We start from the raw sequence: 13,640 nt of genomic DNA on the forward strand, positions 1-13,640 counted from the left end.
AACTCTTTCGGATACGGCTTGGGCACTGCGACATCCTCTCAGGCCCGCCTCTCGGCAAGCCATCTCGGTTGTCACCTAACCCTGCAGCAGCCCCGCTCAGCCTTCGATGTCGAAGCCGCCTCCGAGATCATCAGTTCCACACGTTCGTGTCGTGGTCGCCAGGCATCGACCGCTCAATCCGGACGATCTGGCTCAGCGCTGTTCTGCAACTGTAGGTTCGAGAACTGGGCCGAGGGGGAACGCAGGACGCAGCGCAGCGACCAGACAGCGCCTGTGCACGAAAAGCTCTTGGAAACCTTCTTTTTCGGCTGCCGAGACCTTCAGAACACGAAGATCGGCACTCGTCTCGTGGACCGCATCATCACAGAACGCGCACTGGTAGGACAGCATTGTTCGATCATCTCGTTCTGGGTCACAGCGGGTAAATACCGACCATGCCGTGGCCGCCACGAACGTGGGACTCTCGGCAGATCAGTGCGTTCGGCGGGCCGAGATGATCTCGGCCCGTTGACCTTCGGCTACCCGCTTCGGCGATGGGGCCGATGCCTTCGTCGGCGGTGTGCCTGATCAGTTGCTGAGGTCCTGGATGAGATCCAGGGCTGGGTACAGGACGGGGCGCAGTGGACGGAGTCTCGACAGTGCCACGATGCGTTCGACCAGTGGGGCGGTTCGGCGGATCAGCAGTCGGGTGCGTTCCTGGTCAGGGCTGCGGTCGTGGACCCAGAACAGGACGATGCCCATGTGGGCCAGCCACAGCAGATTCGGTAGCTCGGCCATCAGCCGCTTGTCACCCTTGACATCTGTGCCGATGACCATGTCGCTCATGATGGCGGTGGATGTCTGTCGGGCGGGTCGGCTTTCGTCGCTGAATGGGCTGAGCGGGCTGGTGGGTTCGGCGGCGATGGCGAAGAATTTGCCGCCGAACTCGTGGTAGGGCGCGGCTACATCGACGAAGGCCAGTTCCATCGTCAGCCATCGGGCGGCGAGGGAGTCGCTGCGGGGCCCTTGCTCGACCCGCTGTTGGTGCAGGGCCTGGATGTGCTGGTAGAAACCCTGGACCAGGTGTTCCTTGGATGTGAAGTAGTAGTAGGCGTTGCCGACGCTGACACCGGCTTCGCCCGCGATCGCGCGCATGGTGGTCTTCGTATAGCCGTTCTGCTCGAACAGGCGCAGGGCGGCGTCGATGATCTGCTGGCGAGTTTCCTCGCCGCGTGCGGTCGCGGGCTCGGGGCGGGGCATGGGGCTCAGGCTAGCTGGGCGGCGTCGACCGGAACCGGGGGGACACCGGCCTGCTGCTCCTTGTGCCGGCTGCGGCGGATCTTGTTCAGGGCGATCAGGTTTGCGAAGTGCATGGCGCCCAGTACGAGCAGGACCCTGCCAAGTTTCATGGCGAGTTCCTCGATTGCGACACGCGCATCGCCGACTGGGACGTTGATGCGCAGAGCCAGTGCCACGAAGCCTGCGTTGACGAGCCAGAACCCGATGACCAGCAGATGATTCACGGCTTCGGCCAGGTCGCGGTCTCCATTCATGACATCCACCAGAAATCGCGCGCCGGTGCGATGCAAGACCCGCGCCACCCAGAACGTGACCGCCAAACTGACGGTCGTGTAGGTCGCATATGTGACGACGACAAGATTCATTGTTCCAGCTCCCCACTGATTTGAACGTGTTCAACTGCGAGACTAGGTCATTTTTTGAACGTGTTCAAGTACGAGCAGCGCAACACGTCGAGCGCCGAAGTCCGCGCCCACCATGGCATCTGCAAGCGATGCATGACCGTCACCGGTCAGCTCGGCGGCACCGTCGCTTTCGCTGACTCGGCACCGGGACCGCGTAGCGCAGTCGGGCGTACCGGGGTGCCGCAGAGGGCTTGAGCCGCGCTGTAATCGGCAAGAGCGGATGATCCGCTGTACTCGGGCCCCCACGCCTAGTTGATCTGCCGAAGCTCCGCGGCGGCCGGCTCGATCAGTGTTCGCAGCGCGGGGCGGGGCAGGAGCGGATGTTCGTCGGGTTCGGACGTAGGGTGAGGGCTCGTGGAGTCACACAGCAAGCTGGAGGACTTACGGTCAGTGCTCTCGTGCGTTTTCGAGAAGCTCGGTGCCGAGAGCCTCACCGAGCCCGACCGGGTCGAGTTGGTGGCGCGCGCCGAGGTGGTTCAGGACCAGATCGACGCGATCCAGGACGTCGGCGGCGACGAGGAGCACGTACGCGTGCGGATTACGTCTGTGCCGGAGCCTTCGGGTGATCGGTTGTTCTGAGGCGGCTCGGGACCGCGCGGGTCGCGGCATTCCAGGAGGTTCGAGGCTCAGCTACATGCTGGTGAGGTTTGGTTGCCTAGCGACAGGATGTTGCAAATCCAGTCCTTCTGAACCTTCCATTTGCCGTCTTCGGCGACGAACGGCACGACTGCCTGCTGCGCCGCGCCGCCGTTGATCGCTGCTTGCGCGTCAGCAGTGAGAGTGCCGTTTCCCAGGTCGGTAACGTTGGTGACAGTGATGGAAGCGTTGTTCTGTTTGTAAGCTTCGATGATTCGCGAAGGCAGGCTCGGATCGGCCTGCATGCCCTGCATCAGGTTCAGCTTCTCGGAGTCTGGAACGCTCGGATCCAGCACCTTGTGCATTGCGCTGTTCAGATCCGCTGCGGTCGGCGCGGGCGGGTAGGTCTGAGCGGCAGCAATTTTCGTAGTCGAAGGCTTGGCGGGCTTGGCGGTCTCCTTCTTTTCACCGCTGCCACACGCCGACAGACCGAGTGCCGTCACGGCAGCTAGTGCCGCAATGGCGATACGTCCACTTTGACGGAGCCTCAAGTGCTGATCCTTCGGTTCGAATGCCTTTGTCGTGCATCATTACAGCCGCTCGTCCGGCGGCGGCTGCACTATCGTTGACGGTACCGATAGGTTCCGCCGAGAGGCTCCAGGAAGAGGGCTCTGGAGCACTTTCAGTCCAAACCCTCATAGTTCCTTCATATTCGGCCACTCGACCTCGGCTGCCGACCAAGCTCACCGCACGCAACTCCGCATGTGCGGATGGTTGAGATGTCATGTGGCTGAGGCCATGTAGGCGGCCAGGATGTAGTTGGGGTGCCGGTCGAGGTTGGTGCGGGCGCAGTCGTAGCGCATCGTGGTGCGTGGGTCGGCGTGGCGGGCGGCGATCTGGACATCGCGCAGGTCCACGCCGGCGTCGAGCATGGTGGTGACGAAGGTGTGGCGCAGCATGGCGACCAACGCGAAGTCCGCTTGGTTGTCCGAGTCCCGGGCCGCGGAAAGCAGGGCTTCGAATCGCAGGTGTGAAAGTCCTAGTGTCGGTGACTCGTTCGACACCCGCGGCCGGCGCACGTACTCCGCCGGGGACCGGTCCAGGACGCCATCGATGACGCAGGTGCGGTAGAAGCCTGCGACGACGGCCAGGCGGCGGGCGACGGTGGCGGGTTTGAAGTGGCGGATCTCCTGCATCCATCGCATGTACCGTTCGACTTCGGTGCGGGCGACAGTCAGTGGGGTGAGTTGGTGGTCGGTGCACCAGTAGAAGTACAGGCGCAGGTCGGATTTGGTGTGGATGCGGGAGACCGCGGAGAAGCGGGCGAGGTAGGCGAGGGCAGCCAGCCGGAGCACGAGGTCGTCACCGGCGAAGGTGACATCGAGGTCGGGAGAGGTAGCCGTCCTTCACGATGCCGCAGTCCCGACGAACCGCCCGAACGGAACGCGCGGGACGCGGCATGAGAGTGCGTCCGAAACGGCGGAAGGCTTCCGACTCACATCGAAGGGACGAAGACGCCGTTCAATCAGTTCGACGGGTGAAGTTTTCGAGACGGGACATTGTCGGGGGCACATCTGGATGCGGGATGTCGTGCCATGGATCTGAGTCGGCCCATGGATCGGAGTGACTGTCCTGGCCGAATGCATCCGCGTCCGTATCACCGGGCCATGGACCGGTCTTCTCATCGTATGGCAGGCACGGCTGCATGAGTGTGCCCCGGGCCCAGCGGTGGATCCACTCGGTGAGGTCGAAGGGCTCCGCGAACAGCGGCGCCTGATAGTCCTCGTTCGGGTCGGGGTCGATCGCCCACATCCGATGCGCTGGGTCGCTCAGGTCCACAAAGGAGCTGATTCCGCATCCCCAGTGGCAGATCGGTAGCAGTGCCGCGGCTTCCGACGGCATCTCGGACCAATTTTGTTGCTGGGCGCGGTAATCCTCGAGCATCTCCGACAGTGGCAACAGGGCGTACGAGGGACCGAATCCGCCATCACCGAGTTCGGCGTAGCACCGGCGCAACAGCTGGGGCAGAGGTCGGCCCAGATCGGCTTCAAAGTCCGCGATCGCCTCTGCCGAAGCAGGCGTCAACCGCGGTAAAGGCTCGAGCAGGCCAGCGGCATGGGCGGTCGCGTATTCGGGTGAATGTCGCCAATACAGGCGTTGCCGCCGCCCGTCGGGCAGGACCTCGAACGCTCCACCCCGCTCGGTGTCGGCGCCTGGGAATCCCAGCCTCCAATCGAGATACTCACCGGACTCGACACGCACACACAGCGTCAAACGCAAGATCATCTCTACTGCTCACACCAGAAGGATCCTCGACAGGTCCGACAACCACCGGATGCCAACAGCCCGTTGATATTGACACCCATGACCGGTCCGGTCAGCGCGGTATGCGGCATAGAAAGACGTTCTGCGCCTCTTGTGTGGACGTGGGGAACGTCCTGCTGATGCGCTTGTCGGGCTTGGTGTCCCACTGCAGGAGGAGGACGTTCGATGAGTAACGGTAGTCGCTTGTCGCGGGGTGATCGCAACCGCAATGCGCGTTTGAGCAGGCTGCGGGTGCTGGTGGCGACCACTAACGCGATCGTGGGGATCGACCTTGCCGACCGCAAACAGATGGTCGTGGTCACCGATCACGACTCGACAGTGCTGGCCCGTAGAACATTCCGATGCCGGGCGTGGGATCTGGGGGCGGCGCTGGACTGGGCCGGGCAGCGTGCCGCGGCGGCCGGGTTCGCTGCGGTGACGGTGGCGTGTGAGCCGACCGGGCATCGGTGGCGGGTGCTGGGTCAGTTGGCGGCGGATCGGGGCATGGCGTTCGTGTGCGTGCAGCCGGCGATGACCTCCTGGTCGCGGCGCGCCGAGGACCTGACTCACGACAACACCGATGAGAAGGACGCGGTGCTGATCGCTCGGCTGACCTCCCAGCTGCGTTGCTATGCACCCGAACCGGTCGACGAAACCTGGGGCAGGCTCCGGCATCTGGGCGCGCGGCGGGAGCGATTGCTCGCGGGTATCGGCTCGCATATGCAGCAGATCCGGGCTCTGCGCGAATGTGTGTGGCCGGCCGCGCTCGAGGCGGCCCGTCAGCCGTTCCGGTCGCGGACGTGGGTCGCGGCGTTGCGGGTGGTCTACGGCCGTGACGGTGGTGATCTGACGCGAACACGGCGGTTGGGCCTGGCGCGGCTGGAATCGGTGGTTCGTCGCGAGATCATCCGTGCCGGCGGGCAGAAGCCCTCGCTGCGGATCATCCGGAATCTGTTTGCCGCCCTGACCGATCCGGCCGGGGTGATTGCGCATCGACGCGGCGCTCTGGAACGGGTGCACTTGGTCGTGGAGGACTGGGCCGAGGATCGGCGGCGGCTGGCTGACACCGAAACCCGCATGCACAACGTCCTCGACGAGCTGCGGCTCACCGAGCTGGTCACCTCGATCCCCGGAATCTCGGCCGTCGGAGCGGCCCATTCTGGCCGAAACCGGTGACCCGACACGGTTTTCCAGCGCCCGCTCGGTGGTCAAACACGCCGGATTGGCGCCGCGGGAACGGCAATCTGGGACCTTCACCGGCCGCACCAAACTCACCGGCCAAGGCTGGCCCGGCCTGCGGGTCGCCGCCTGGCGGGCGGTGTGGGGTATCCAACGCGCCAATCCGGTCTATGCCGCCCGCTACAAGTATTTGACCAGCCGTGACACCAACCGGCTCACCCCGACCCAAGCACAAACCGTGATCGCCGCCGCTATCCTGCGGCACTTGCACGCCGTCATCACCACACGTCAACCCCGGGATCCCGACATCGCCACCCACGGCACAACGAAACCCACCCTGATCTCGACCGCCGCCTGACCACAGGCGCGTCGAGCGGTCGGTCGGGGCGAGCCCTCCGCGGCATCGAAACACCCCCGGGTGATCTCGTCGCTCATCACGGGCAGCCCCGACCTGTCGTCACGACAACCCGATTACACGCTGCAGGGCCACCAACCCCATTACCGCTATGCCGGGACGACGACAGACCAGGGCACCGACCGAACCGCTCGACACAAAACGACTTACGCTGATGAGCGGACGTTCCGAGCTGGCATCGCCACGAGGATGATCTTGTGCCGCTCGACTTGCGAAACAGGCTGCAGATCCGGCACTACATGTCCGCGCGGGCGAGGGCCTCGGCTTCCATCGCGGCGATAAAGTCGGTGACGTCGGATCCATAGATGCCCCAGCTGTTCACGCCGCCGAGCTCGACGAGGCGAAGTACGCCGTCGGAGCCGACGCCGAGATCGACGGTGACCATGGTGCAGCCGTGAGCGAGTAGTCGGGCTGCCGCGGTTTCCGCGAAGCAGCGAACGTGATCGGGGACGGGGAGATACGGCTCGATCGGATAGGAGCTGCCGCAGACGAAGCGGCCGTCGCGGCAGAAGCAGCGGTACTCACGCTCGAAGGTCACGACCTCGGACACGACAACGAGCTCGTCTCGGTACTGGTCGTAAGTCTCGAGCCAGTGCCCCAGCTCCGTGATGGCATGCACGCCTGCGGGGAACAGCTTGTAGTTCGTATCGCTGCGGATGAAGACCTGGTCACTGTCGAACATGCGCCGCAGCGGTAGACCGGGAACCGCCGAGAACGGCACGAAGACGGCGGTGCGTCCGAGGAGGTCGTACACGTGCCGGTAGTAGAACGAGCAGCGCAGCATCGTGTAGTCGTCGAAGACCGCTTCTCCGAGCCGCGGCACGCGACGGAGACTTCTCATCGTGGGCATAGTCCCGTACCCAACGATCGGGCGGCCGTCTTGGACGACGGGCCAGCGTCCCGTCATCGCATCACGCGATTGAACGATCAGGGCATCGTCGAGCGCGGCCGCGACGAGAGCGGAGCCGGGGAATTCCTCATGGAGATCGATGAGCCATTGCGGTCGCATGGCACGATGCTATTCGCGCCGAGCGAGGCAGAGCGCGGCAATCAGGTTGGGGCAGTCAGCGATTCGAGACGGTGACCACGCTGGTCAGCGGACGGCTGGACATGGTTCCGGTCAGCCACACCGACACCCTCAACTCGGCAGGAGCGCGCACCGCGGGCGGCCGTACGATGTTCTGGCCGTTGATCTTCCGAGTTCCCGCGCTGGCCGGTTCGGTCAGCGCGGTATGCGGCAATGTAATGCGTTCCTGACTTCCAAGTTTCGTGGTCACCGTTGTGCGGATGAACTGGGTCCGGTCGCGAGAACCGTTGGGGCGAAGCCTCATCCATCGTGACTGATGAGACCGGCTACGGTGAGTTCTGTCGGGCTGGGCAGCTTGGGTGCCGCGCCGCAGGATCACGTGAGGTAGCAGTGTCTTTTCCGATCAAGGACGTCAGCAAGCGCTGGGGACGGCCGACCATGTCCGTTGCTGTTCCGGTCGAGAGATTCGAGCAGTACGCAGGGCAGGTTCCGGACTTCTTGCTCGATTTGTGGCGTGGCTTCGGGTTTGCCGGGTTCCGTAAGGGACTGTTGTGGTTGTGTGACCCCGTGCAGTGGCAGCCGACGGTCGACGCGTGGACCAGCGATCTGGACCTGCCGTTCGGTGAGGACACGTGGGTCGCGGTGAGCCGATCGGCGTTCGGCCGATTGTCGCTGTGGGGTCGGCGGACAGGGCTGAGCCTGACCATAACGCCGCACTACGGTCAGATCTTTCCCGTCGACAACTCCGAAAACATGTCGGATCCCTTCTCGCGCGATGTCCAGATCCTCGCGAATTTGGAGGCGGCAGCCATCATGAAGACACTGGATGAAGACGCTGACGACGACAAGCCGCTGTTCAAACGGGTCTTGAAGCGTCTGGGTCCGGTCGGCCCCACGACGATGTACGGGTTCGTACCTGCCCTGGCTCTCGGCGGGCCGATGCTGCCGAACCATGTTGAAATCGTCGATGCAGCAGTGCATATGGAAATCTTGCGCCAGGTGACACCCCGGACTCTGATGCTGAATCCGTACCGATAGGCGCTCCTGTGCATCGTGGACGGACACGGTAATCGGCATGAGAGCGCACTCGTGTCGACTGAAGCTAGTGGAAGACGCTAGAACCGCTTGCTGTAGAACGACTTACGCTGATGACAGTGCGTTTGCTGGAGGCACGTGGCCACATAGTTCGGCAGCACTCGGCTCCGAGTTGGTGTGAACATCTTGCGTAGACAACATAATCGCAACGTGAATCCTAACCTCGAACACGACCGATGGACCGCGACTGAACCCGAAAAGGGGTACATCCGTGCACGATTGCGGCTATTGACTACCGAGCAAGGTGGCCGCCGCACACCGATCAACTCCGGCTACCGGGCGCATTGGGCCTTCCCCGCAGACCTACACAAGGAACGCCATGACGCGCCATTGACCCTGGAGGAGGTGAGAAAGCTCGCTCCCGGTGATGAGGCGATTGCACGGCTGCACCCGCTGATGCCCGATCTTTGGCCCCCAGTCGTACCCGGGCTGCGGCTGTCGATGCTCGAGGGATCCCGACTTGTCGGCCTAGCCGACGTTGTGGAGGTAGTCGCACCAGGCCGGTAACTTGGTCACGCTCATCAGCATGAGCGCGCATGGTTGGCGGCCGAGTGGCGCTCAGCCTGTTGGTGGCTGTCCCTTGTCTGAATTCAGATCGCTCGACGGGGGCCGGGTGGGTCTGAGAGGGTCACCACATGAAGATCGGTGTTGCACTTCCGCAGATGGCTCCCGGGTACGGACCGGGTACGACGCTCGACTGGGCCCGGCGAATCGACGCGGGTCCATTCTCGAGCGTCTCGGTGGGGGAGCGGGTGACGTTTTCGAATCCGGAGATGGTCGCGACGCTCGGCGCCTGCGCGGCGGTGACGGAGCGGGTGCAGGTTTTGGCGAATCTCTTTGTGCTTCCACAGCACCCGGTGGCGATGGTCGCCCAGCAGATCGGCACGCTCGACCAACTCGCGAACGGACGCCTCGAGGTGGCCGTCGGCGTCGGCGGTCGCGAACACGACTACCGCGCTCTCGGCGCCGATTTCACGCGACGGCACCAGCAGCTCGATGACAAGGTCGCCGAGCTGAAAGCACTGCTTGACGGCAAGCCGCCGTTCGACGGCGCGGACCCGGTCGGGCCGGCGTGCGTGCAGCCGGGTGGACCGATCATCCTCGCCGGCGCGATGGGGCCGAAGGCGATGCGCCGGGCGGCGCGGTGGGCCGACGGCATCTCCGGCTTCAGCGTCGCGGGCAACGCCGACGAAATCGCCAAAGCAAGCGAGCTCGCCGACCGTTGCTGGGCCGAGGCCGGTCGTGCGACGACCCCGCGCAAGGTCAGTGGCTGCTTCACCGCCCTGGGCGTCACCGACGCGTCAGAAGCGTTGCGCTCCTTCACCGCTCACTACCTCGGCTTCCTCGGACCGAAGCTGGCCGAGATGGTCGCCACCTCGGCGAGGGCATCGAGTCCCGAGGTGCTCGCCGATATTCTCGACGGCGCGGAGCAGGCCGGGTGCGACGAGTTCATCCTGGTCCCGGCCGTCACCGACCTGAACTTCCTCGAGGTGGCGACCGAGGTGGTGGCCGCACGGTCCTGACGCCCGAGGAACGCAACATGGTGCGACTCTGCGAGTGATCCGGTGGGCTCGGCCAGGCCGCGATCGGACAGATCCAGCTACGCCCGCAGATCGTACGGTCGAGCCCGGACCCACCCTCACGAGTCCAAGCGGGCACATGCGCAATTCGGCAGAAGCGGACGTTCTGCGGCGCACAGGGTTCCAGCCGCCGGCGACTCGCGCTGGCAGGTTCGGTCAGCACGGTATGCGGCATGAGCGTGCGTTTGCTGCGGTTCGTTGTGCGGCTTCGCCCGGACGTCCAAGGCAGCGCGACTGTCGGCCAGTTCAAGTATCTATTGTTCTGGCGGCGGGCTTTTGGCGAAGGGTATGGCGTGGACGAGCAGGGTTGGGTATCGGCCTCCGAGCAGTACGACGACGATGGGGCGATCGAATCGGTGCGGGAGGACATGCCGTCGGCGGCCCGGAGTTGCAGCGCGGAGAACCAGTTGCGGCTGCCGGCCGACTACGACGGTGCCGTGCGAATCGCAACGCTGGCCGCCGGATTCGACTGGACGTGGTACATCGAAAATGATTTGCAGCGTTTCTGCGATGCCGCCGGGTGGTCGATCACCGGGTCCACCGAATACGGCGACGACCTGCGTACCGATCTTCGTATCCAATCGCGATCAGCGAAAGTCGGGTTCGTGAAGCGAATGTTCGATGACATTTGGATCCCGTCACCGACCGGCTCGATCAGTCGCTGCCGTGGGAGCAGATGCGGACAGCTCTTGCCGACACGTTCGCAGCGTTCGCTGATCGTTTGATCGACGCTCTGGGCCCGCCGACCCGCCGCGAACCGGACGAAGACGGGACCTTGCTCTGGGACCGCCACCGTGTCTGGATCAGGCTCGAGGTCGGCGTGCGCGACATTCGCCTCCATCTCGTCAGTTGGGAGTGGCAGGCAACCGCCGACGCCGAGGCGAAATACCATGCAGGTGACTGGTGACAGTCAAGGTGGCTGAACGACCCAGGACTGATGACTGAGGTTGCCGAGCAGTTCCGGCCGGAGGCAGCTGCCTCTTTCCAAGGCCGACTACCGCCGATTTCAACGATGCGTACGTCCGCTCATCGGCAGTAGCGGACGTTCCGCCGGCCTCGGATCGCCACGGCCAGTTGATCTTCCGATGCCCAGCGCTGGCCGGTTTGGTCAGCGCGGTATGCGGCAATACTGGACATTTGGATTGCCTTGCGCGAGGCATCGGCGCATACAGTAGGCGGGTGGCCCTCGCCGTGACTCTGGCCCACAGCAACGTCCTCGAACCTCCAGCCCGGCTTGGCCTTTGCCGCAATGCGTGCTGCTCTGCACGTGTGACTCCGGGTAGCATGTGGTGAAACGACTATGGAGGGGGACATCATGTCGTCGAACAGTCACCGAGAGCAGGCCGATGATCCACGCGCCCGGTGGCGCCGCCTGCCCATCGAACCCGCCCAGTACGTCGAGGAAACCCATGTCGACGGGAGTTCGTCGAGCTACTCGGTGCCCACCGTCGACCCGACCCAGGAATTCATACGCCTCTACGGCCAGTGATGCGTCAGGCTGCCTACGGTAGGTAATCCGGGCCGTCGGATTTTCAATCCGACAGCGAAGTCGCGGACGGCCCAGGCGGATTCATCAAGGGATCTCGGGGAGACGATTTCGAATCGCACGACATTCGGCATTACCGTGCACTTCAAGCGGTCGGTCAGTCGCCCGAGATGGCGCCTGCCCGTTGATCTTCCGAGGTGCCGAGCTGGCTGATTCGGTCAGCGCGGTATGCGGCAATGTAGTGCGTTCGGTGAGCTGGAGTGGGCTGCCCCTTTGATTCTTTCGGCATCACCGTGTCGGCTACCAGGGCACTACGCCGTCGCGGCCGATGAACGAGCCAGAAGTGGCATCGACCTTCAGCATCGCGGCCTCGACCACGGGCTCGGCGCCTTGCACGGCGGTGAGCGGCGCCTGCGCGCGGTTGATGGGCGAGAAGTCGGTCTGCACGAATCCTGGATCGACGGAGAACACCCTGATGTTCGTGTCCGCGAGAACCTTCGACAACGTGATGGTCAGGCTGTTGAGTGCCGCCTTGGAGGCTTGATAGGCGGGCACCACCATATCGGCCGGATCAGCTTGCGCCTGGAGAGTCAGCGATCCCACGAATGACGACACATTGACGATCCGGCCCGAGTCACTGCGCCGAAGCAACGGCAGCAATGCCTCCACCGTATGGAACACCCCGATCACATTGGTTTCCAGCGTCCGCCTCACCGACTCCGGATGCGCATAGTGGCTGGAACTCGGCGCATCCCATTCAGCAGCGATGCCCGCATTGTTCACCAGCACATCCAACCGCCCATGGTCGCGCGCAATGATGGCGGCGAGGCGCTGCACCGACTCGAACGAGGCGACATCGAGCTCCTGCCCCTTCGCGTCGACACCCTGCTCACCCAGCCGCCGCGCCGCGGCCGCGGCCGCCTCCTCCGACCGGCCCGTCACGATGACCGTGTACCCCGACAATCCCAATGCCAGCGCCGTCTCGAACCCGATGCCACGAGTCGAGCCCGTCACCACCGCAACCTCGGCCACATCAATTCCTCTCCGAATGTGCTGTCTCGAAATACCTTCCCTCCGAGGATCGGTGCAAGGACCCCACAGCACCGGCGGAAAAACGACCTGACATTTCGACCGGACCCAGGAACAGCAGATGCCCCGGCCCCGGCCGCAAGGCCGATCGGCCGACCAGATCCGGTTCGCCGAGATCGTCGTCGGAGGCACCTTGCCGTGGACCGGCATTCTCGCGAAGCGCTGCACTCGGCATGAGCGCGCACTGCCGGCAGCCGTGCGGCGCTCTGCCCGTTGATCTTCCGAGGCCCGCGTTGGCCGGTTCGGTCAGCACGGTATGCGGCAGTAGACGATGTCTTGTGACGGCGCTCGTGAGGAGCGGCGCACATGTCTGCCTGTCAGATGTCGAGCGTGTCGGCGAAGTCCTCCGTGTAGCCAATGAACAGGATCCGCTGCCCGCAGAGTATCGTCGCGAGCTCCGGCCAAGCGGAGGAGTTCGGGGCGCCGTACAAGGAGGCCAGGTCGGCGACGACTGCTTGCGCTTCCTTGCCGGTCGATGCAGTGGGACGGTCAAAGCCGAGAAGTGAAGCGCCGGTAGCGATGTGGCGATAACCATGGCCAGCCATTCGCCGCGCGATGGCGTGGTTCTGGAAGGTATCCCAATCGCCGTCGAAATAGCCGTTCGGGATCCCGGCGAGTGCGAGGTCGTCACGACTGACCGGCACTCGCTGGACTACCACCACATCGTCGACAGCACGATCGGGCTGCCGATTGACCTCGACGAGAGCCTTGACGTCGGTCTCCGCTCCGCCTCCGCTTCGCGTATCAGCGAGCGCCTCCCATTCGACGCGCAAGTCCGGATCGTCGAGGACAGCGGCGATGCGGTCGATATGCGCGTTGTCGGCATGATGTGCCGCGGTGAAGTCATCTTCTTCGTAGTCGGGCTCCTCGTAGCCGAGCCGCTGATCGAAAGAGGCGTGCATGCTGGTGTATCTGCACTGGTCCACATCATCGAGGCTGCACAGGAGCCGTGCGGGCGCGTACTTTCCGCGAAGTGAGTCCAAGGCGGTCAGTAAGTCTGAGAACGAATCGACCTCATCGAATCGGGCCACTGTGTTGGTGTTCCATCGCTCTCGTGTGACGGGGCCGATGGTTTCGTAGGAGGTGACTGGAGCCCTCGGAACGGGTCCAGTGGTTGTGGGAGTTCCTTTGCGCCACAATGGGTGCGGGAGGAGACGATCACACCATGGCACGACGTCGGCACACGCCCGAGCAGATCATCGGCAAG

Annotated in this window: 18 protein-coding genes; 8 read left to right on the top strand and 10 right to left on the bottom strand. The window is 64.1% G+C overall.

Features of this window, described 5'->3' with window-relative positions; translation table 11 throughout:
- Nucleotides 1-192: 192 nt before the first annotated feature.
- From ACFXKA_RS41880 to ACFXKA_RS41890, 3 genes are all read right to left on the bottom strand, one after another.
- A complete protein-coding gene (locus tag ACFXKA_RS41880; RefSeq protein WP_379431730.1) occupies nucleotides 193-390 on the bottom strand; it encodes a hypothetical protein in 198 nt (65 codons plus the stop codon).
- Nucleotides 391-567: 177 nt separating this feature from the next.
- On the bottom strand, nucleotides 568-1,239 hold the full coding sequence (locus ACFXKA_RS41885; protein ID WP_379431731.1) for a TetR family transcriptional regulator: 672 nt from the start codon (nucleotides 1,237-1,239) through the stop codon (nucleotides 568-570).
- Nucleotides 1,240-1,244: 5 nt separating this feature from the next.
- Nucleotides 1,245-1,643: a hypothetical protein gene (locus tag ACFXKA_RS41890; RefSeq protein ID WP_354844434.1), complete on the bottom strand. Its 399-nt coding sequence runs from the start codon at nucleotides 1,641-1,643 to the stop codon at nucleotides 1,245-1,247.
- Nucleotides 1,644-2,036: 393 nt separating this feature from the next.
- Between ACFXKA_RS41890 and ACFXKA_RS41895 the strand changes: the two genes are divergently transcribed.
- Nucleotides 2,037-2,261, top strand: a complete 225-nt coding sequence (locus ACFXKA_RS41895; RefSeq protein ID WP_379431732.1) for a hypothetical protein — start codon at nucleotides 2,037-2,039, stop codon at nucleotides 2,259-2,261.
- A gap of 47 nt (nucleotides 2,262-2,308) precedes the next feature.
- Here the strand turns inward: ACFXKA_RS41895 and ACFXKA_RS41900 are convergent, their stop codons facing one another.
- The 3 genes from ACFXKA_RS41900 to ACFXKA_RS41910 all read right to left on the bottom strand — a co-directional run bounded on the left by ACFXKA_RS41900 (nucleotide 2,309) and on the right by ACFXKA_RS41910 (nucleotide 4,544).
- Nucleotides 2,309-2,761: a hypothetical protein gene (locus tag ACFXKA_RS41900; RefSeq protein WP_379431733.1), complete on the bottom strand. Its 453-nt coding sequence runs from the start codon at nucleotides 2,759-2,761 to the stop codon at nucleotides 2,309-2,311.
- A 279-nt stretch (nucleotides 2,762-3,040) separates the two neighbouring features.
- Entirely contained in the window at nucleotides 3,041-3,613 is a 573-nt protein-coding gene (locus ACFXKA_RS41905; protein ID WP_379431734.1) for a tyrosine-type recombinase/integrase, read from the bottom strand.
- A gap of 166 nt (nucleotides 3,614-3,779) precedes the next feature.
- The gene (locus ACFXKA_RS41910; protein WP_379431735.1) at nucleotides 3,780-4,544 is read right to left on the bottom strand and encodes an SMI1/KNR4 family protein; all 765 of its coding nucleotides are present in this window, start codon (nucleotides 4,542-4,544) and stop codon (nucleotides 3,780-3,782) included.
- A gap of 204 nt (nucleotides 4,545-4,748) precedes the next feature.
- On the opposite strand from ACFXKA_RS41910, the gene ACFXKA_RS41915 reads away from it, so the two are divergent.
- Both ACFXKA_RS41915 and ACFXKA_RS41920 read left to right on the top strand, forming a co-directional pair.
- Nucleotides 4,749-5,738 (top strand): transposase, encoded by a 990-nt coding sequence (locus ACFXKA_RS41915; protein ID WP_379431736.1) that lies wholly within the window; start codon nucleotides 4,749-4,751, stop codon nucleotides 5,736-5,738.
- 28 nt (nucleotides 5,739-5,766) lie between these two features.
- The gene (locus tag ACFXKA_RS41920) at nucleotides 5,767-6,099 is read left to right on the top strand and encodes a transposase (RefSeq protein ID WP_379431737.1); all 333 of its coding nucleotides are present in this window, start codon (nucleotides 5,767-5,769) and stop codon (nucleotides 6,097-6,099) included.
- Between the two features lie 292 nt (nucleotides 6,100-6,391).
- On the opposite strand, the gene ACFXKA_RS41925 is transcribed toward ACFXKA_RS41920, so the two are convergent.
- Both ACFXKA_RS41925 and ACFXKA_RS41930 read right to left on the bottom strand, forming a co-directional pair.
- Nucleotides 6,392-6,997, bottom strand: coding sequence for an ATP-grasp domain-containing protein (locus tag ACFXKA_RS41925; protein WP_379431738.1), 606 nt, complete (start codon nucleotides 6,995-6,997; stop codon nucleotides 6,392-6,394).
- A 223-nt stretch (nucleotides 6,998-7,220) separates the two neighbouring features.
- On the bottom strand, nucleotides 7,221-7,433 hold the full coding sequence (locus ACFXKA_RS41930; protein ID WP_379431739.1) for a hypothetical protein: 213 nt from the start codon (nucleotides 7,431-7,433) through the stop codon (nucleotides 7,221-7,223).
- 59 nt (nucleotides 7,434-7,492) lie between these two features.
- Here ACFXKA_RS41930 and ACFXKA_RS41935 point away from each other — a divergent pair, with 59 nt between their 5' ends.
- From ACFXKA_RS41935 to ACFXKA_RS41955, 5 genes are all read left to right on the top strand, one after another.
- A complete protein-coding gene (locus tag ACFXKA_RS41935; protein WP_379431740.1) occupies nucleotides 7,493-8,221 on the top strand; it encodes a GAD-like domain-containing protein in 729 nt (242 codons plus the stop codon).
- A gap of 719 nt (nucleotides 8,222-8,940) precedes the next feature.
- Nucleotides 8,941-9,801: an LLM class flavin-dependent oxidoreductase gene (locus ACFXKA_RS41940; RefSeq protein WP_379431746.1), complete on the top strand. Its 861-nt coding sequence runs from the start codon at nucleotides 8,941-8,943 to the stop codon at nucleotides 9,799-9,801.
- Between the two features lie 230 nt (nucleotides 9,802-10,031).
- Complete coding sequence (locus ACFXKA_RS41945) at nucleotides 10,032-10,583, top strand: hypothetical protein (protein ID WP_379431741.1); 552 nt, start codon at nucleotides 10,032-10,034, stop codon at nucleotides 10,581-10,583.
- Nucleotides 10,535-10,765 carry a DUF6301 family protein gene (locus ACFXKA_RS41950; protein ID WP_379431742.1) on the top strand — a complete coding sequence of 77 codons (231 nt, stop codon included), beginning with the start codon at nucleotides 10,535-10,537 and terminating at the stop codon, nucleotides 10,763-10,765. The genes ACFXKA_RS41945 and ACFXKA_RS41950 overlap by 49 nt, the downstream gene beginning before the upstream one ends.
- 408 nt (nucleotides 10,766-11,173) lie before the next feature.
- The gene (locus ACFXKA_RS41955) at nucleotides 11,174-11,347 is read left to right on the top strand and encodes a hypothetical protein (RefSeq protein WP_379431743.1); all 174 of its coding nucleotides are present in this window, start codon (nucleotides 11,174-11,176) and stop codon (nucleotides 11,345-11,347) included.
- A gap of 297 nt (nucleotides 11,348-11,644) precedes the next feature.
- On the opposite strand, the gene ACFXKA_RS41960 is transcribed toward ACFXKA_RS41955, so the two are convergent.
- Together ACFXKA_RS41960 and ACFXKA_RS41965 are read right to left on the bottom strand one after the other, a co-directional pair.
- Complete coding sequence (locus ACFXKA_RS41960; RefSeq protein WP_379431744.1) at nucleotides 11,645-12,376, bottom strand: SDR family NAD(P)-dependent oxidoreductase; 732 nt, start codon at nucleotides 12,374-12,376, stop codon at nucleotides 11,645-11,647.
- Between the two features lie 374 nt (nucleotides 12,377-12,750).
- Complete coding sequence (locus ACFXKA_RS41965) at nucleotides 12,751-13,464, bottom strand: hypothetical protein (RefSeq protein WP_379431745.1); 714 nt, start codon at nucleotides 13,462-13,464, stop codon at nucleotides 12,751-12,753.
- Nucleotides 13,465-13,640: the final 176 nt, after the last annotated feature.

This window comes from Nocardia sp. NPDC059228, assembly GCF_042754245.1.
Taxonomy (GTDB): domain Bacteria; phylum Actinomycetota; class Actinomycetes; order Mycobacteriales; family Mycobacteriaceae; genus Nocardia.